This is a genomic window from Mesorhizobium sp. RCAM 05099, from assembly GCF_059683685.1.
In genome coordinates this window covers 4,991,529-5,009,463 of the sequence record NZ_CM185035.1, presented here as the reverse complement: position 1 = coordinate 5,009,463, position 17,935 = coordinate 4,991,529, and the positions used below count along the sequence as shown (strand labels likewise).

The following is a 17,935-nucleotide window of genomic DNA, read 5'->3' as shown; positions in this document are numbered from 1 at the left end:
TTCACCGAAACGCAGCGCATCCAGGTGACCCTTTGTCCGCACCATTCTCTGATCCGATCTGGCGCAAGCCGCAGGCAGCTTCCAAGTTTCAGTCGCTTTTTTCAAGCGGTGATCGTGTCGATGTCGTGGTTGTCGGCGGTGGTATCATGGGGCTGTCGACGGCGCTGCATGCTGCTCGCCTTGGCATGTCGGTCCAGGTGCTGGAGGCCGGTGAAATCGGCCAGGGCGCGTCGGGGCTCAATGGCGGGCAGGTCATTCCCGGCCTGAAATATGATCCGGAATGGCTGCTGGAGCATTTTGGCGAGGAGCGCGGCGAGGCGCTTGTCAATTTTGCCGCCTCGACCGCCGATGCGGTGTTCGAACTGATCCGCGACGAACAGCTGTCGGTGCCGTTCGTTCAAAAGGGCTGGATCCAGGCGGCTCATACCGAGGTTGCACTGAAAGCAGCGGCAAACCGCGACCGGCAATGGCGGGCGCGGGGTGCCGACGTCAGGCTTCTGAGCGCGACGGAGATCGCTTCGATGACTGGCGCGCGCGGCTATCTCGGCGGCTGGCACGATCGCCGCGCCGGTGTGATCGACCCGCTTGCTTATACGTCGGAACTTGCCCGGGTCACAGCGGCGGCTGGTGTGCGCATAGCCGAACGCCAGAGGGTCGTACGGCTCACCAATGCCGCTGATATCTGGCGCATTTCAACCGAAAATGGCGCGGAATTGCAGGCCAAGGCGGTCGTCCTGGCGACCAACGCCTACACGGACGGCCTGATCCCCGGCCTCGCCGAGACGATCGTGCCGTTGCATTCCTTCCAGATTGCGACCGCGCCGTTACCGCCTGACCTGGCAGCCACGATCCTGCCGGAAGGGCAGGCGGTGTCGGATTCCAGGCGCATCCTTGTCTATTACCGCAAGAGCGCCGATGGGCGGCTGGTGCTCGGCGGGCGTGGTCGCATGGCCTTGCCGACGAGCGCCGGTGACTGGGCGCATCTCGAGCGCGCGCTGCTGCGGCTCTATCCGGCACTGTCTGGTCTCGCCATAGAAAGGCGTTGGTTCGGCCGGGTGGCGATGACGCCGGACCATCTTCCGCACATCCACGAGCCAGAGCGGGGCCTCGTCGCCGTGGTCGGCTGCCAGGGCCGTGGCGTCGGCCTGATGACGGCACTTGGCGAACGCCTCGCGGGCTATCTCCAAAGCGGTGATGCCAGGCAATTGCCATTTCCGCTTTCGCCGATCCGGCCGATCCCGTTCCATGCTTTCCGGCAGGTCGGCGTTGCCGCAACGATCGCCTGGTATCGCTTGCTCGACGCGCTGGAGCGTTGACTGCGCATCAACGGGATTCCGCTTGACAGTTTCACAAATATGAAAAAGTCTTAGGTAATTTCAAAATTTCGATGAGCAGGTCGATGTCGACCCTAGTTGCAACACGAACGCCAGAGGCCAGGTCTTCATCGGGCTTCCGGATTGCCATGTTGCTGCCGGGCGCGCTGGTCACCTTCCTGCTGATCCTGTTTGCCCTCGGCCTGGTGCTTTTCCTCGCCTTCCGCGGCAATGACGGTTCGCTGCTCGGCGCCGGTTTCACCGTGGCGAACTTCGCCACCGTGGTGTCCGATCCGCTGTACTGGACGGTGACGCTGCGCTCGCTGGTCATTGCCGCTCTGGTCACGCTGGCCACGGTCGTCACCGCCTATCCCGTCGCCTACTATCTCGCCTTCCACGCCGGACGGCGGCGCGGCCTCTTGCTGTTCCTGGTGACGCTTCCGTTCTGGACCAGCTATCTCCTGCGCGTCTTCGCCTGGAAGATCGTTCTGGCCTACAATGGCGTGCTGAATTCGGCGCTGATCGAAAGTGGCATCTGGTCCGAGCCGACACTGGCCTTTCTCAACACGCCGGCCGCCGTCGTCGTCACGCTCGCCCACGCCTATGCGCCGTTCGCCATCCTGCCGATCTATGTGGCGCTGGACACCATCCCGAAATCGCTGATCGAGGCTGCTTCCGATCTCGGTGCGAGACCCTTCACGTCCTTCCGCCGGATCGTGCTGCCCAATTCGATGCCGGGCGTGCTGGCGGCCGCCCTTGTCGTCTTCGTGCCGACGGTTGGCGATTATGTCACGCCGGCTCTCGTCGGCGGCCCGGCCAGCACGATGATCGGTACGTTGATCCAGGCTGAATTCGGCAAGGCCAATGACTGGCCGTTTGGCGCCGCGCTCTCCGTCGCCGTCATGCTGGTCATCCTCTGCGTGGTGCTGGTCGCGCGCTTCACCGACCGCAGATTTGGCAGCCGCACATGAGCGGCGCGCGCACGGAAAGAGGCGGCCACTGGCTTGGCGTCTACGTCATCGCCTACCTGGTCTTTCTCTATCTGCCGGTGTTGCTGATCCCGCTGTTTTCCTTCAACAACTCGATCCAGGCAGCGTTTCCGCTGCAAGGCTTTACCTTGCAATGGTACGCGACGCTGTTCGGCAATTCGGCACTGTCCGGCGCGCTTTTGAACAGTCTCGTCATCGGTGCCATAGCCGCCACGGGCGCAACGATCTGCGGCATCACCGTATCCTACATGGACCTCTATGGCCGCTCGCCGCTGGCCGCCACCATCAGTGCCATCGCGCGGCTGCCGATCCTGATCCCGGGCGTCATCGTCGGCATATCGCTGCTGATCCTCGTCAATCTCATTGGTCTCGGACCATCGCGCATTGCCATCGTTCTCGGACACATTCTGGTGGCGCTGCCAACGACGGTGGTGATCATGCGCAGCCGCTTCGCGGCCATCCCGAAAACCATTCGCGAGGCGGCACTCGATCTCGGTGCCTCCGACTGGACGACCTTCCGGCGCGTGATGCTGCCGCTCAGCCTGCCGGCCATCATCTCGGCCTTCATGCTGGCCTTCCTGATCTCGTTCGACGAATTCATCGTCGTCTTCTTCCTCGCCGGCACCGAGCCGACGCTGCCGCTCTACATCTGGAGCCAGCTGCGTTTCCCCAAATCGTTGCCGACGGTCATGGCGCTGGGCACGTCGATCCTGGCGGTGTCCTTCGTCATTGCCGCAATCGCCGAAATCCTGCGCCATCGCGGCCTGTCCGCGCCAGCGCCTCGACCCGCGGATCCACCACAACCAAAACAAACCGAGAGAGGAGAACTGCAATGGCATTCGACCTGATAAAGACGGCCCGGGCTGGCCTGGCCGCCCTGGCATTGGCGCTGTCGTCGACCGTCGCCTTCGCCGGCGACAAGCTGCAATATTTCACCTGGTCGGGCTACGAACTGCCCGACTTCAACAAGAGCTTCCTCGCCGCGCATCCCGATGGCGTCGAGGCCTCGATCTTCGGTGACGACGATGACGCCTTCACCAAGGTCAAGGCCGGCTTCCGCCCTGACATCGCCCATCCCTGCTACGACAAGGTGGCGCGCTGGAACAAGGAAGGCCTGTTGCAGCCGATCGACACCAAGCGCATCAAGAACTGGGATTCGATCTTCCCGGTGTTCAAGAACCTGCCCGACCTGCAGGCCGGCGACGGCAAGGTCTGGATGGTGCCGTGGGACTGGGGCAACACCTCGATCCTTTATCGCACCGACCTAGTGAAGAACCCGGAAGCGAGCTGGAACCTCCTGTGGGACAAGCAGTACGCCGGTCGCATGGCGACGATCGACGCCGTGCATGACACGCCGATCGTCGCGGCGCTGCTCGCCGGCGTCAATCCGTTCGACATGACACCGGCCGAGATGGACAAGGTGGCCGAAAAGCTGCGCGAGCAGCGGCCGCTGCTCTCCAACTACACCACCGACATGACCTCGGTCGAGCAGGCGCTGGCCAGCGGCCAGCTGGTCGCGGCCATGACCTGGAACGCGTCCGCCACCTCGTTGAAGAAGCAGGGCGTGCCGGTCGAGTTCATGAAGCCGAAGGAAGGCATGCTGACCTGGGCCTGCGGCTTCGTCATGCTGAAGGACGCCAAGAATGTCGATCTCGCCTACGACTTCATCAACAGCCGGCTGGACGCCGACTCAGGCAAGTACCTGATCGAGGCCTATGGCTATGGCAGTTCGCTGAGCTCCGCCTTTGCCACCGTGCCGAAGGAGGATCTGGAGAAATTGCAGCTGCCGTCCGATCCGGAAGTGATGCTGAAGACCACCATCTTCACCGGACCGATGAAACAGAATGACGAACTCGCCAAGATGTTCGAAAAGGTCAAAGCGGGCGGGTGAGGCTTCGGCCCCCCAATCGTTGTGAAGACGACTAGCTACCAAAGGTTTGCGCGCCCCCTCATCCGCCTGCCGGCACCTTCTCGCAACCTCCAGCGCTGGTGAACCCCTCTCCCCGTCCTTTACGCGGAGAGGGTAAGGGTGAGGGGCAGCGCAAGCGTTCTGAAGAGCAGCGGGTGCGGCAAACGAGGACGTATGCATGGATGTTCTGAACGAACCGGCTGAAAGGCCGAAGGACGATGCCGACGTGCGGGTCGGCCGGCGCGTGCGGGCTCTGCGGCTCGAGCGCAACTTGTCGCTGGCTGACCTTGCCGCCGGGGCAGGCGTGTCGATCGGCGCGCTCAGCCAGATCGAGCGTGGCATGTCCTCGCTACGCGTCAAGGTGATCTGGCCGCTCGCCGCCGCGCTCGACATCGAGCCGTCGGCATTGATCGCCGACGGCAACGATGCCGTCAGCGATCTCTATTGCGTGCGCGCCAACAGCCGCCGCGCCATTCCCGTCAAGTCGGAAGGTATTGCCAAGGCGCTGCTGTCGCCGCCGGGTGCAACGTTGACCGGCATGCTGGTGACGGTGGAAGCCAGTGGCGGCACCGCCGAGGCCTATGCGCATGCCGGGCATGAATTCGGCTTCGTCCTGTCGGGAGAGGTCGAACTGGTGGTGGATTCCACAAACTACGTTCTGAAGAGCGGCGACAGTTTTGCCTTCAAGAGCACGCTTTTGCATGCCTTCCGCAATCCGGGTGCCGAGCGCTGCCAGATCCTCTGGGTCAACACCACGAAACCGTCCGAGGTTCGCGATGGCGCCTGATCCTCTCGTCCGGTTGCAAGCGGTCTCGAAGGTTTTTCCCGGCGGCATCGTCGGACTCGACGCCGTCGATCTCGACATCGTCCGTGGCGAGTTTCTCACCCTTCTTGGTCCATCCGGCTGCGGCAAGACAACCAGCCTGCGGGTCATCGCCGGGTTCGAAAGCCCGTCGAGCGGCAAGGTGTTGCTCGACGGCCGTGACATCACCGCGCTTCGGCCGTTCGATCGGCCCGTCAACACCGTGTTCCAGGACTATGCGCTGTTTCCGCACATGAACGTCGCTGAAAATGTCGGTTTCGGCCTCTCCCTGCGAAAGTTGTCCGGTGCCGAGCAGGCAAAACGCGTCGGCGAAGCCCTCGACATGGTCGGCCTTGCCGACAAGCTTGGCGCCCGCGTGTCCGAACTCTCGGGCGGCCAGCGCCAGCGCGTCGCACTCGCCCGCGCCATCGTCTGCGAGCCGCGCGTGCTGCTGCTCGACGAACCGCTGTCGGCGCTCGATGCGCATCTGCGCGAACAGATGCAGGTCGAACTGAAGCGGCTGCAGTCCAGCCTTGGCACCACCTTCGTCATGGTCACCCATGACCAGACTGAAGCGCTGTCGATCTCCGACCGCATCGTCGTCATGAACAAGGGCCGCATCGAGCAGATCGCGCCGCCGGCGACGCTCTATGACCGGCCCGCCACCACATTCGTCGCCAGCTTCATCGGCACGATGAACCTGCTGCAGTCGCGCTTTGTCGGCCGCGACGGCGATCGCTTGCGCTTCACGGCCGGCGCTCTGCCGCTGGAAGCCATGCCGGAAAATGGCGAGGCGCCGAGCGCGGGCACAATGCGCATCATCGGCGTGCGGCCGGAGGATCTCCTGGCGACGACCGAAGCCACGGCCGGCACGGCACCGGCGCGCGTCAACAGCATCGTCTTTCACGGCCGTACGCTGCGCCTGCATGCCGAACTCGGGCAGGGCGTTCCGATCGTCATCGACGCGCCCCGCCAGGCCGAGGGGTTTCAATTCAGCGTCGGCGACGTGGCCCATATCAGTCTGCGCCGCGGCGCCAACTGCCCCGTGCTGCCCAGCTAGTCTCATCCAGCGTTTCAAGTCAGCAGCCCAACTGCGCGCGGGACACGTTCGCGCCGTTCGGTGGTTACAAACAAAGTCTGGCAACGGCCGCGAATACGCCCACTAGGCGATTCATCCCGCCAATGCCGCAGCCCCGACGTCCGTCCCATTTTTGCTTGATTTGTTCCCTATTTGTTCTATAATTCTCAACCGGATACAATTTGCCGGTCGAGTTCAGTTATGAGTGGGCAACCTGCATTCGGGACCGCCAAGAACGGTCAGACCTTTTTCCAATGGGAAGAGTTCGAGCGACATTTCGACGACCGGATATTCTTCGCCATCCTTGCTGAGAGCGCTATCGCCGGCCCTCTCGCGCGGAAGGCTGTCGACCTGGATCGGGAGTTAGGGTTGCAAGGCTGGTTTGTTCCGGAAGATCACATCCATATCTCGCTCGTCGGTCTCGGTGACCATGACGGATTTCCACAAGAGTTGGTCGAAATCGCCTGCCGCATAGGCTCGATGATCGTTGCAAAACCTTTCGAGGTTTCGTTCGATCGCCTGTCGGCTTTTGGTGGCGGTTCGCTTGTTCTGCGCGGTGGCAGTGGCAGCAATCCGGCACTGCAAGAATTCTGGCGCAACCTCACTGCGCTGATTTCCGACAGCCCGTTGAAATGCTTTCTCACAAAGTCCATCGAACCGCATGTCACGTTGCTTCGCGATGAAGCGCGTGTTCCCAAAATCCGCGAACGATCGATTGATCCAGTCAGCTGGTTGGTGCGGGATTTTGTGCTCATCCACAGTCTTATCGGCAAGGGTGTCTACAAGGAGCGTGGACGTTGGCAATTGACCGGCCAGGACGATTCCCTGGCCGGTATGTGAGAAATCGTCGTCACACAGCAGCTCTATATCCATCGTCCTGACACACCTTGTCAGCTATCGACCGGGCCAAAGGTGGCGGGCCGACAAGCGCTTCCCTACTTCGAATGCGTCCGAACAGGAGGAACACAAATGACCATCGCGGAAATTGCCAAGGATTTCACCGAACTCCTCAAGCAGGGTGATCACAACGGTGCTGCTGAAAAATACAATGCCGAGGACATCGCCAGCTACGAAGCCATGGAGGGACCGATGGCCGTCAGCCACGGCAAGGAGGCACTCAGGCAGAAAAGCCAATGGTGGCAAGAAAACCACGAGGTCCATGGCGGCTCGGTCGAGGGACCCTATGTCAACGGCGACCAGTTCGCGGTGCGCTTCACATTCGACATAACGCCCAAGGCCACCGGCCAGCGTGTCACCATGGACGAGGTTGGCCTCTACACGGTCAAGAACGGCAAGATTACCGAAGAGCGTTTTTACTACTGAGGCAGGAGATACCTCCGACTTCGGAGCCTGCTCTTCGCTTCGAGGTACAAGCATGTCGGCCGGGACGGCGTCCTGGCCGCCATGTGGCGTTCAAATCGTTTTCGCATACGCTGCAAGCTGATCGGCCACCGTGCCCCAGCCATCGAAGAAACCCATCTCCTCATGGTTCTTGCGGCTGGCCTCGTCGCGGTGGATGGCGGTGGCGGTGTAGCGCGTGCTCTCGCCTTCCCGCTGGAGGGAAATGACCGCGGTGATGAAGGGCTCGCCCGACGGCCGGTAACCTGGCAGCAGCGCATCCGTCCACACCAGCCGCTCGTTCGGCACGATGTCCAGATAACAGCAATGGCGGTCGTTGACTTCCTTGCCGTCGGGCGACTGCATACGTGTCCGGAACAGCCCACCGGGCCTGAGGTCGATCTCGCAGTCGGTGATCAGCCACGGCCTGGGCGTGAACCATTGCTTGACATGCTCCGGCTTCGTCCAGGCTCGCCACAGCAGCTCGCGCGGCGCGTTGATAACGCGCTCCAGCACGAGGTCCAGTCTGGGATCCGGCTTGAAAGGATAGCTCATTTTTCGTTCTCCTTCAGGGTCATCACATAGGCGTCGAACTGGTCGAGGCGGCGCTCCCACAACGTCCGCTGTTCCGCCAGCCAGTTCTCCGCGAGCCGCAGCGGCTCGGGCGCCAGTTGGTAGGTCCTTGTGCGGCCGATCTTTTCCGATCGCACCAGCCCGCAGCCTTCCAGCACCTTGAGGTGTTCGATGAAGGAGGGCAGGGCCATTTCGAAAGGCTGCGCCAGTTCGCTGACCGAAGCCGGGCTCCTGTTCAGGCGCTCGACAACGCTCCGTCGCGTCGGATCGGCAAGCGCACGGAAGATGCCGTCGATGGGCGGGGGGCTCGGATTTGTGGTCGGGAGGCTTATCATTGGTCGATCCTGAGGTGCCGTCAAAAGTGGCACGAAAATACTTAGGAAAAATCCTTAGTATTGGCAATCCCCAAAATGCGACCATGCGGGCCTGGGTGCTGGCAAAGCGGGAAGGGCGGTTTTAGGCTGCGAAACGGATTCGACGGTCAGCCAAGGAAAGCACGCTTTGACGATCACCATGTACGGCATCACCAACTGCGACACGATCAAGAAGGCGCGCGTCTGGCTGGAGAGCCATGACGTGCCCTATCGTTTCCATGACTATCGGGCTGAAGGAATCGAGGCGGGCAAGCTGAATGGCTGGGTCGGCAAGGTCGGCTGGGAAAAACTGCTCAACAAGGGTAGCACCACATTCCGCGAACTGCCGGAGGCAGACAAGCAATCGCTCGACGAGCAGAAGGCCAAGGCGCTGATGCTGGCCAAGCCGACGATGATCAAGCGCCCGGTGCTGGAGGTCGGTGACAGTATTCTCGTCGGCTTCAAGCCGGATGTTTATGAGCAGGCGGTGAAGTAGGCGCTGTACACCCGGCTTCGTCATCCTCCGGCGGCGACCCAGAGGATGACGACGGGGAAGGTCACTCTCCCCGCAGATACGCCGCCAGCGCCACCGCATTGTTGTGCGCTTCGTCATGCGCGCCGTAGAGCAGCGTCACCTTGCCGTCGTGGAGCATGGCGCGCAGTTGTTCCACCACCTCGCCATTCCCGTCCAGTTCGGCACGATATCGCTTCTGAAACTCAGCCCAGCGTTCGGGCTTGTGCCCGAACCACTTGCGCAATTCGGCGCTCGGCGCCACGTCCTTCAGCCATAAGTCCAGCGCGGCATGCTCCTTGCTGACGCCGCGCGGCCAGACGCGGTCGACCAGCACCCGCTGGCCATCGGCTTTTTCGGGTGCCGCATAGACGCGCTTGACCGCGATCCCGAAGGCCATCAATGCCCTCCTTCATGCAATCCCGTCAGGCCCACTCGCCCTTGCGCATGACAGGCACGCGGGCACCGTCCTTGTGGACGCCGTCGATGTCGATCTTGTCCGAACCGATCATCCAGTCGATGTGGATGAAGCTCTTGTTGCCGCCACGCGCCGCGATCTCATCCTGGCTGAGCGAGGCGCCATTGACGAAGCACTTCGAATAGCACTGGCCAAGCGCGATGTGGCAGGCGGCGTTCTCATCAAACAGTGTGTTGAAGAACAACAGGCCACTCGCCGAGATCGGCGAGGAATGCGGCACCAACGCCACTTCGCCGAGACGGCGCGCGCCCTCGTCGGTGTCGAGCACCTTCTTCAGCACGTCCTCGCCTTTCGAAGCCTTGGCCTCGACGATCCTGCCTTCCTCGAAACGCACCGAGATCTCGTCGATCAGCGTGCCCTGGTAGGACAGCGGCTTGGTCGAGGAGACATTGCCCTCGACGCGCCTTGCATGCGGCGTGGTGAAGACTTCCTCGGTCGGGATGTTGGGATTGCAGGTGATGCCGTTCTTGGCAGTCGAAGCGCCGCCCATCCATTCATGGCCGTCCGCCAGCCCGACAGTCAGGTCTGTGCCGGGTCCGCGGAAGTGCAGCGCGTGGAAATTGTGCCCGTTGAGCCATTCCGTGCGGCCGCGCAGCGCTGCGTTGTGCGCCTTCCAGTTGCCGATCGGGTCCTCCACATCCACCCGCGATGCGGCAAAGATGGCGTCGGCGAGTTTCGCCACGGCAACATCGTCGGCATCGTCCGGGAAGACCTGCTTGGCCCAGGCGAGGTCCGGGTAGGCGACGATGTTCCAGTTGATGTCGAAGCCGGTGATCTTTTCCAGCGCCGGCTGGTAGGCCATCGAATTCGCCTTGTTGGCGCGAGCCACTTTCGCCGGGTCCTGCGCCGAGAGCAGTGACGGATCCTCGCCGCGTACGGCAAGCCGCGCCGCATTGTTGGAAAAGGCTTTCGCCATGCCTTCATAAAGCCAGCCGGCGGCGCGGTCGAAGCTGGCATCGGCGCCGAAGCGGTAGCGCGCCAGCGTCATCTCATCGTCGTTGAAGATCGGCGTCACCAGGCCGGCGCCGGCCTTGTAGGCATGCTCGACGATCCGCCTGGTCAGCGGCAGTGCCGCGATCGACGATGTCAGCACCAGATCCTGTCCGGGTTGCAATTGCAGCCCGACCTTGATGGCGACCTCCGCCAGCCTGTCGAGCTTCACCGGGTCGATCGATGCGGAAACGCCGCGCGAATGTGTGGTCATGATCCTGCCTGCCGTGATGTTTTGATCCGGTCTTACATAGACCGCAGTCCGCATCCTTTCCACCGCGATTGCGCTGGTCCAGACCTAGGCCACGCTTTCAAGCGACCTGAACTGCGCCATCGTCGCCTCGATTTCCTCGCGGACCCAGATCTTGAAATCCCTGACCTTGCGGCTTTCGCTCCTGGTGGCGGAGGTGACCAGCCAGTAGCCGAGCCCGCTCTGGGCGCGGATTCCGAAAGGCGCCACCAGCCGCCCGTCGGCCAGGGCATCCGCGGTCAGCAATTGCCAGCCGAGCATCACACCGTGGCCGGCAATCGCCGATTCCAGGCACAGCATCGGGTCGGTGAAGCGCGCCCCCTTCAGGAAGGTTACCGGTGGAACACCGGCCGCCTCGAACCAGCTTTCCCAGTTGATCATCGCCCGCTCGTCGGTGATCGCGCAGGTCTGGGCAAGGTCCTCGACCGATTTCAGTTTTTTGGCGATGACAGGCGCGCAGACCGGGAAGACCTCCTGCGCCAGAAGCAGTTCCGCCCGCCCGCCCGGCCATTTTCCGTCGCCAAGCCGGATGGCGATGTCGATGTCGGAGTGATCGAGATCGGCCAGCCGCACCGAAGCGTCGATGCGCAGGAGCACGTTGGGATGCCGCGCGAAGTGACGCGACAGCCTGGGCAGCAGCCATTTCGAGGCAAAGGCCGGTGCCACTGAAACCACCAATGTGCATTGCGTGGCCTCGTCGGCCAGCGCCACGGCCTGGGCAAGCTCGCGAAACCCCGCGCCAAGGCGGGCCGCGAAGACGGCGCCGAATTCGGTCAGCACGAGACCGCTCGCCGTCCGCTCGAACAGCGCCTGGCCGAGCTGCTTCTCGGTGCGGCTTATTTGCTGGCTGACGGCGCTGACGGAAACGGTGAGCTCACCGGCTGCCGCGGCAAGCGAGCCGAGACGGGCAACGGTTTCGACGGCGCGAAGGCCGTTGAGATGGACGCGATTGAGCATGGCCATTTGAGTTTTTCTAAATCGATCCGGCTGAAATCTCAATTGAAAGACATATCGAAACGGCAGACTTTGTCGACGGAGACAGGCCCACGGAGCCGGAAATGCTGAGGATGTTGTCGTCGCTGAAGGTCTTGTTCGCCGCGAATACGCCATATGAGCCGTGCCGTGAAAGCGAGACGCAGGGATGGCTGATCGATCCGCTTTCGCACCCCGTGCTGAACACCATGTCCGAGCGCGAACTTGGTGATGTGCCGTTCAGGCTGACGGCGCGGCGGACCGCCCACGAGACGGCTTCATTGCGCGCCGGTTCCGGTGGACGCTGCTGAGCGGACGCCACGCCCTCCTACTTAAGGAAAAGTCGAGGCGATCGCGCCGCCTCGCGGTTGTACTGGCCCAACAAAAGGCGGATTGTTTCACCGGCTCGCGCACTTATTGTGCGCTGCAATGATATCGCCCACCTCGACAGCGCTGCGCTACGCTTTCGCCGGCATGATTGCCCTGGCCGTCGCCATGGGCATCGGCCGCTTCGTCTATACCCCGATCCTGCCCGGAATGATGGAAGAGCTCCATTTGTCGCCGGCCGATGCCGGATGGATCGCCTCCGCCAACTATCTCGGCTATCTCGTCGGCGCGCTGGCGGCGGCGGGCGGCTGGGCGCATGGGCGCGAACGCCTGCTTATGCTGGCGGGTCTCGGCGCCAGCACTGTCCTGGCCGCCCTGATGGGGCTGACTGACGCGATGGTCGCCTTTCTCGTCATCCGCTTTCTTGCCGGTCTGGCCAGTGCCTTTGTCATGGTGTTCATGGCCAGCATCGTTTTCAGCCATATCGCCGCCGCCGGTCGCGGCGACTTGCAGGCCTGGCACTTCGGCGGCGTTGGCCTCGGCATCGCGGTATCCGCGGCGATGATGGCTGTCCTGGTCACCGAACATGCCGGCTGGGCGGCAGGCTGGCTGTGGTCGGCGGCGATTTCGGCTTGCGGCTTTGTGGTCGTGGCGCTGTTGGCGGATGAGGGCCCGCTCGCCAATGGCGAAGCCGGGCGTGAGCCGGCTCTGCCGAAAGATCGATCGCTGCTGAAGATCATTGTCGCCTACGGTCTGTTTGGCTTTGGCTACGTAGTGACGGCAACATTCCTGGTCGCCATCGTCCGGCAAGGCGGCGGTAGCCGCGTCTTCGAGGCTGTTGTGTGGATGGTCGCCGGCCTTGCCGGATTTCCCTCGACCTGGCTCTGGCAGAAGATCGCCGCACGGATCGGACTCTATGTCGCCTATGCGCTGGCATGTTTCATCGAAGTTGTCGGCGTCACGGCAAGCGTCGCCATCGGCGGACGCGCCGGGCCGCTGCTTGGCGGCCTGCTGCTCGGCGTCACCTTCATTGCCATCACCGCGCTTGGCCTGCAGGCCGCACGGCTGCTGGCGCCAATGGCGCCACGCCGGATCTTTGCCGTGATGACGGCCTCATTCGGACTTGGCCAGATCATCGGTCCGGTTGCCGCTGGGTTTCTGGCGCAGGCGTCAGGTGATTTCTTCCTGGCCTCGATTGTCGCGGCCGGCGCTCTTGTCGTTTCCGGCGCCATCACATGGTCGGCTGCGCCAAAATCGCCATGATTGTGGTTTTGCTCGGCACAGGGCATCGGGCAGGCATTTGCTTTCCAACTAATGTGTGACCTTATGCCCGCTAAACCCCGCTGATTTGCGCACCGACCGAGGAATCCGCCACAGTGTTCGTATCCTTCTTCCCGCAGCCGAAGCTATTCTTCTCTTCGGCCGCCATCTGGAGCCTTGCGGCAATCCTGTTCTGGTTCTTCGGCGGCGAGCAGTTGGGCGCCCTGTTCGGGCTGCCGCCGGCCGCCGCCGACGCGCCGCCCATCATCGGCATCGCCGTGCTCGTATCGAAGCCGTTTCTCTGGTTCTATCTCTACTTCGTGTTTTGCGTGGCCGTCTTCTATGCGTTCTGGAGCTGGTACTCTCCGCATCCATGGCAGCGCTGGTCGATCCTGATGACGGCGGTCATCCTGTTCTTCATCTATTTCAACGTGCAGGTCAGTGTCGCCGTCAACGCCTGGTACGGGCCTTTCTTCGACTATGTACAGGGGCTGATGTCGGGGACCGGGAAGTCGACCAACAGAGAGTTTTACATCGGATTGGCCGACTTTTCGTGGCTCGCGCTGATCGGCATGAACGTGCAGGTGGTCAATGCCTTCATCGTCAGCCACTGGATCTTCCGCTGGCGCACGGCGATGAACAATTACTTCGTCGAGAATTGGGGCAGGCTGCGTCATATCGAAGGCGCCTCGCAGCGCATCCAGGAAGACACGATGCGCTTTTCGCAGATCATGGAGGACCTGGGGTCAAGTTTCGTCCAGTCGATCATGACCTTGATCGCATTCCTGCCGGTCATGATCCAGTTGCAGGCCCATATCACCGAACTGCCGATCATCGGCACGATTCCCCAGCCATTGGTTGTCGCAGCACTGGCCTGGTGTCTGTTTGGAACGATCTCGGTGATGATTGCCGGCCTGAAACTTCCCGGGCTGCAGTTCCGCAACCAGCGTGTCGAAGCCGCCTATCGCAAGGAACTGGTCTACGGTGAAGACCATGCGGACAGGGCGCAGCCGGCCACCACCGCCGAGCTGTTCGCGAATGTTCGTCACAACTATTTCAGGCTCTATTTCCACTACATCTATTTCAACGTTGTCCGTTACACCTACCTGCAGGCGGACAACATTTTCTCGCTGCTGATCCTGGGTCCGTCGCTGGTTGCGCACAAGATCACGTTCGGCGCGCTGAACCAGATCTCGAACGCATTCGGCAAGGTGACGGGTTCGCTGCAGTTTCTGCTCACCTCCTGGTCGACGATCGTCGAACTTCAGTCGGTTCACAAGCGCCTGCGCGCCTTCGAAGCGACGCTGCAAGGGGAACCGCTGCCGGATATCGACCAGCGCTATCTGGCAAGGCAGAGCGCCGAGGATCCGGCCTGATCAAAGACCGAGGTTTTGGAAATCGAACCGGATTGGCGGCTCAGCCGCCAACCGAGACCTGTCTCTGGCCAGCATCCTGGCGCGAAACATAGTCGCGAAAGCTCATGCACTCGACGTCGGCCCTGACGCAGACCTCACCGGCAAAACGCTCCAGCGCGTTCCAATAGGCGCCGTCATTCATCAGCGTGAAGTGGAAGCCGAGTTCCAGTGGAATACGCTTGCCCGCATATTCCTTGTCGAAGGCGGCGCGAAAGGCGTCATAGGTCCGGTTGGCGAACGCGTCCGCCTTGCTTGGCCGCTCGAAGCCGCCGGAATGGCGCACATAAAGATTGTAATCCATGGCGATCACCGGCCTTGATTTCGGACCTTCCGGGATCTGCGGCAGGGAAAAGCGGGTGATGCCGCCGACGCTCGCCGGCCGGGCGGGGCCCTGCGAGACGCCGCTCGCGTCGAACTGGTACCCGGCAACCGGCAGCGCCTCGTAGAGCGCCTTGTTTGCCGACAGGTATGGCGCGCGAAAACCGGCTACCGCATGCCGCGCGAAATCGCGCCAACCCTTGGGTTCGGGCGCGATGCCGTTGATCGTGTAGGCGTTCTCGAGAATGTGTTCGAACGAGGCGAACTCGCTCAGCCAGTCGGCCTTGCTCCAGTCCTTGCCGTCGAAATGGCCGCAGCCATGGCTGGCGATGTCGTGACCTTCCGAGGCGGCAAGCCCGATCTGCTCGAGCCGCTCGGCGACTTCCTGCCTGGACGCGGCAACGCCGATGTTGGATTTGCCAGCGGTTTTGCCCGGCGCGGTGTACTGGTTGCGGGTTTCCGGCGACAGCAGGAACACGCAGGACAGGAAATAGGTGAAATGCGCGCCGGTACGCTGCGCCAGCGCCCGGCTGCGTTTCCACTGCGAAATATCGCGGGCGCTGTCGAACGAGATGATGACGACCTGCTTGGACTTCGCTGGCGTTGGGGGGGCTGGCGGATCAGCCAAGGCCGTGCCGACGCTGGCGAGCGAAGCCAGGGAGAACGCAACAACGCGGAACGGACGAAGCATGGGCAATCGATCTGGGCTCGGGGAAATGTCTGGCAGCCGGCTATCGGGCAAATGTGGCGTGGGTACGGTCGTTCTTTTGTGGTCACTTGTCTTGCGATAAGCCGATTTTCCTGCCGAACCCCTTCCATGCCGACAAAATTTCGCTAAAACGCGGGCTCATGAACCGCCCCGGCCCGGGGCAGGAATGGTTTTGATTGATGTCCGACGACAGTTTTATCCGTGAAGTCAACGACGAGATGCGTCGCGATCAGGCGCAGGCCCTGTGGGACCGTTTTGGTCCGGCCTTGCTTGGCCTTGCGATCCTCGTGGTGCTCGGCACCGCCGCCTTCGTCGGCTATCGCTATTGGGACGAGACGCGCGCCAACCGCTCGGGGGATGCGTTCTCGCAGGCGCTGAAGCTTGCCAATGACGGCAAGAACGACGAAGCGCTGACCGCCCTTGATCAACTGGAGAAGGATGGCTACGGCGCCTATCCGCTGCTCGCCCGCATGCGCGCCGCGACCGTCAAGGCGGACAAGGGCGATGTCGCCGCCGCCGTCAAGGATTTCGACGACGTCGCCGCCGACACCGCCATTCCCCAGGGCATCCGCGACATGGCACGGCTGCGGGCAGCACTCCTGCTCGTCGACCATGGCTCCTTCGCCGACGTCTCCAGCCGCGTCGAGGCGCTCACATCGGATACCAACACGCTGCGTCACACGGCGCGCGAGGCACTCGGCCTTGCCGCCTGGAAGGAAGGCAAGACCCAGGACGCGCTGAAGCTGTTCGACCAGATCGCCGCCGATGACGGCGCCCCGCGCAACACCCGCGAGCGGGCAACGCTGATGTCTGAGCTGATCCGCGGCTCGGGCAATGCCTCGTAAATGCATGTCGCCCAAAAGTGTGCAGCGGTTTTGGGACAACGACATGCATGATTGTAGGACCGTATGACCTTCAAAGTCGCCATCATAGGCAGACCTAACGTCGGCAAATCGACTCTTTTCAATCGTCTGGTGGGAAGGAAGCTGGCGCTTGTCGACGACACGCCGGGCGTGACCCGCGATCGCCGTGTCCATGCCGCCAAGCTCTACGACCTGCATTTCGACGTCATCGACACCGCGGGCTTCGAGGACGCCGGCGCCTCGACCTTGCCCGGCCGGATGCGCGCGCAGACCGAGATCGCCATCCGCGAGGCCGACCTGATCTTCTTCACGGTCGATGCCAAATCCGGCCTGATGCCCGATGACAAGACCTTCGCCGAGATCGTGCGCAAGTCCGGCAAGCCGGTCGTGCTGGTCGCCAACAAGGCCGAGGCGAAGGGCGCCCAGGGCGGCATGCTTGAGGCCTGGGAGCTTGGCCTTGGCGAGCCGATCCCGGTCTCGGCCGAGCATGGCCAGGGCATGCCCGATTTGCGCGATGCGGTGATAGGCGCGCTCGGCGAGGCGCGTGCCTTCGGCGAAGACGAGGATGGCGAAGACGAGGAGATCGCCACCGGCGAGGTGCTGATCGGCGAGGACATCGCCGATCCGGACGCCGAGGATGTGCACACCTACGATGACACCAAGCCGATGCGCATCGCGGTCGTCGGTCGCCCGAACGCCGGCAAGTCGACGCTCATCAATGCACTAATCGGCGAGGAGCGGCTGCTGACCGGACCGGAAGCCGGCATCACCCGGGATTCGATCTCGGTCGACTGGGACTGGCATGGCCGCCGCCTGAAACTGTTCGATACCGCCGGCATGCGCCGCAAGGCCAGGATTCACGAAAAGCTGGAAGTGATGTCGGTGCAGGACGGCTTGCGCGCCATCCGCTTTGCCGAGATCGTCATCATCGTGCTCGACGCCACCATTCCCTTCGAGAAGCAGGACCTGCAGATCGCCGACCTGATCATCCGCGAGGGCCGGGCGCCGGTGATCGCCTTCAACAAATGGGACCTGATCGACAACCCGCAGGAGCTTTTGGCGGAACTGCGCGAGAAGACCGAGCGGCTGTTGCCGCAGGTGCGCGGCCTCCAGGCCGTGCCCGTCTCGGCCGAGACCGGGCGTGGCCTCGACAAGCTGATGGATGCGGTGCTGAGGACCCACAAGGTGTGGAACAGCCGCGTCTCGACCGGCAAGCTCAACCGCTGGCTGGAAGGCATCCTGGCGCATCATCCGCCGCCCGCCGTCGCCGGGCGCCGGCTGAAGGTCAAGTACGTCACCCAGGCCAAGACGCGGCCGCCGGGTTTCGTTGTCCAGTGCTCGCGGCCCGACGCGATGCCGCAATCCTATGTCCGCTATCTCTCCAACAGCCTGCGCGAGGCCTTCGACATGCCCGGCGTGCCGATCCGTATCGCGCTGCGCACCTCCGACAATCCGTTCGCCGGCAGGGCCAAGAAACGCGGCTGAGG

At 62.7% G+C, this 17,935-nt stretch carries 20 protein-coding genes; 14 read left to right on the top strand and 6 right to left on the bottom strand.

All coding sequences use genetic code 11. The features are described from left to right. Positions 1-32: 32 nt before the first annotated feature. From AC56QQ_RS24895 to AC56QQ_RS24860, 8 genes are all read left to right on the top strand, one after another. Positions 33-1,316, top strand: a complete 1,284-nt coding sequence (locus AC56QQ_RS24895) for an NAD(P)/FAD-dependent oxidoreductase (RefSeq protein WP_497123738.1) — start codon at positions 33-35, stop codon at positions 1,314-1,316. Positions 1,317-1,399: 83 nt separating this feature from the next. After that, positions 1,400-2,284: an ABC transporter permease gene (locus AC56QQ_RS24890; protein ID WP_489860344.1), complete on the top strand. Its 885-nt coding sequence runs from the start codon at positions 1,400-1,402 to the stop codon at positions 2,282-2,284. Then, positions 2,281-3,150, top strand: coding sequence for an ABC transporter permease (locus AC56QQ_RS24885; RefSeq protein ID WP_497123737.1), 870 nt, complete (start codon positions 2,281-2,283; stop codon positions 3,148-3,150). The genes AC56QQ_RS24890 and AC56QQ_RS24885 overlap by 4 nt, the downstream gene beginning before the upstream one ends. After that, a complete protein-coding gene (locus tag AC56QQ_RS24880; RefSeq protein WP_497123736.1) occupies positions 3,135-4,193 on the top strand; it encodes an ABC transporter substrate-binding protein in 1,059 nt (352 codons plus the stop codon). Before AC56QQ_RS24885 ends, AC56QQ_RS24880 begins: the two co-directional genes overlap by 16 nt. A gap of 196 nt (positions 4,194-4,389) precedes the next feature. After that, positions 4,390-4,998 (top strand): cupin domain-containing protein, encoded by a 609-nt coding sequence (locus AC56QQ_RS24875; protein ID WP_497123735.1) that lies wholly within the window; start codon positions 4,390-4,392, stop codon positions 4,996-4,998. Beyond that, complete coding sequence (locus AC56QQ_RS24870; protein ID WP_497123734.1) at positions 4,988-6,073, top strand: ABC transporter ATP-binding protein; 1,086 nt, start codon at positions 4,988-4,990, stop codon at positions 6,071-6,073. The genes AC56QQ_RS24875 and AC56QQ_RS24870 overlap by 11 nt, the downstream gene beginning before the upstream one ends. Before the next feature lie 219 nt (positions 6,074-6,292). Beyond that, positions 6,293-6,931: a 2'-5' RNA ligase family protein gene (locus AC56QQ_RS24865; RefSeq protein WP_497123733.1), complete on the top strand. Its 639-nt coding sequence runs from the start codon at positions 6,293-6,295 to the stop codon at positions 6,929-6,931. Positions 6,932-7,060: 129 nt separating this feature from the next. Continuing rightward, the gene (locus AC56QQ_RS24860; RefSeq protein ID WP_497123732.1) at positions 7,061-7,414 is read left to right on the top strand and encodes a SnoaL-like domain-containing protein; all 354 of its coding nucleotides are present in this window, start codon (positions 7,061-7,063) and stop codon (positions 7,412-7,414) included. A 90-nt stretch (positions 7,415-7,504) separates the two neighbouring features. Here the strand turns inward: AC56QQ_RS24860 and AC56QQ_RS24855 are convergent, their stop codons facing one another. Together AC56QQ_RS24855 and AC56QQ_RS24850 are read right to left on the bottom strand one after the other, a co-directional pair. Next, entirely contained in the window at positions 7,505-7,984 is a 480-nt protein-coding gene (locus tag AC56QQ_RS24855; RefSeq protein WP_497123731.1) for an SRPBCC family protein, read from the bottom strand. Beyond that, positions 7,981-8,337 (bottom strand): ArsR/SmtB family transcription factor, encoded by a 357-nt coding sequence (locus AC56QQ_RS24850; RefSeq protein ID WP_497123730.1) that lies wholly within the window; start codon positions 8,335-8,337, stop codon positions 7,981-7,983. The genes AC56QQ_RS24855 and AC56QQ_RS24850 overlap by 4 nt, the downstream gene beginning before the upstream one ends. A gap of 166 nt (positions 8,338-8,503) precedes the next feature. On the opposite strand from AC56QQ_RS24850, the gene AC56QQ_RS24845 reads away from it, so the two are divergent. Beyond that, on the top strand, positions 8,504-8,851 hold the full coding sequence (locus tag AC56QQ_RS24845) for an ArsC family reductase (protein WP_497123729.1): 348 nt from the start codon (positions 8,504-8,506) through the stop codon (positions 8,849-8,851). A 61-nt stretch (positions 8,852-8,912) separates the two neighbouring features. Here AC56QQ_RS24845 and AC56QQ_RS24840 read toward each other — a convergent pair whose 3' ends face one another. The 3 genes from AC56QQ_RS24840 to AC56QQ_RS24830 all read right to left on the bottom strand — a co-directional run bounded on the left by AC56QQ_RS24840 (position 8,913) and on the right by AC56QQ_RS24830 (position 11,547). Then, a complete protein-coding gene (locus AC56QQ_RS24840) occupies positions 8,913-9,266 on the bottom strand; it encodes a DUF488 domain-containing protein (protein WP_497123728.1) in 354 nt (117 codons plus the stop codon). Positions 9,267-9,291: 25 nt separating this feature from the next. Next, positions 9,292-10,548: an aminopeptidase gene (locus AC56QQ_RS24835; protein WP_497123727.1), complete on the bottom strand. Its 1,257-nt coding sequence runs from the start codon at positions 10,546-10,548 to the stop codon at positions 9,292-9,294. 84 nt (positions 10,549-10,632) lie between these two features. Next, a complete protein-coding gene (locus AC56QQ_RS24830; RefSeq protein WP_497123726.1) occupies positions 10,633-11,547 on the bottom strand; it encodes a LysR substrate-binding domain-containing protein in 915 nt (304 codons plus the stop codon). Positions 11,548-11,642: 95 nt separating this feature from the next. On the opposite strand from AC56QQ_RS24830, the gene AC56QQ_RS24825 reads away from it, so the two are divergent. The 3 genes from AC56QQ_RS24825 (at position 11,643) to sbmA (ending at position 14,519) form a co-directional block, all read left to right on the top strand. Next, a complete protein-coding gene (locus AC56QQ_RS24825; RefSeq protein ID WP_497123725.1) occupies positions 11,643-11,867 on the top strand; it encodes a hypothetical protein in 225 nt (74 codons plus the stop codon). Positions 11,868-11,985: 118 nt separating this feature from the next. Beyond that, positions 11,986-13,146 (top strand): YbfB/YjiJ family MFS transporter, encoded by a 1,161-nt coding sequence (locus AC56QQ_RS24820; RefSeq protein WP_497123724.1) that lies wholly within the window; start codon positions 11,986-11,988, stop codon positions 13,144-13,146. 113 nt (positions 13,147-13,259) lie between these two features. Next, a complete protein-coding gene (gene sbmA / locus AC56QQ_RS24815; protein WP_497100625.1) occupies positions 13,260-14,519 on the top strand; it encodes a peptide antibiotic transporter SbmA in 1,260 nt (419 codons plus the stop codon). 40 nt (positions 14,520-14,559) lie between these two features. Here sbmA and AC56QQ_RS24810 read toward each other — a convergent pair whose 3' ends face one another. Next, on the bottom strand, positions 14,560-15,567 hold the full coding sequence (locus AC56QQ_RS24810) for a polysaccharide deacetylase family protein (RefSeq protein WP_497123723.1): 1,008 nt from the start codon (positions 15,565-15,567) through the stop codon (positions 14,560-14,562). Positions 15,568-15,764: 197 nt separating this feature from the next. Between AC56QQ_RS24810 and AC56QQ_RS24805 the strand changes: the two genes are divergently transcribed. Both AC56QQ_RS24805 and der read left to right on the top strand, forming a co-directional pair. Beyond that, positions 15,765-16,430 carry a tetratricopeptide repeat protein gene (locus tag AC56QQ_RS24805; RefSeq protein WP_489860360.1) on the top strand — a complete coding sequence of 222 codons (666 nt, stop codon included), beginning with the start codon at positions 15,765-15,767 and terminating at the stop codon, positions 16,428-16,430. A gap of 63 nt (positions 16,431-16,493) precedes the next feature. Further along, complete coding sequence (gene der / locus AC56QQ_RS24800; RefSeq protein ID WP_497123722.1) at positions 16,494-17,933, top strand: ribosome biogenesis GTPase Der; 1,440 nt, start codon at positions 16,494-16,496, stop codon at positions 17,931-17,933. Positions 17,934-17,935 lie beyond the last annotated feature (2 nt).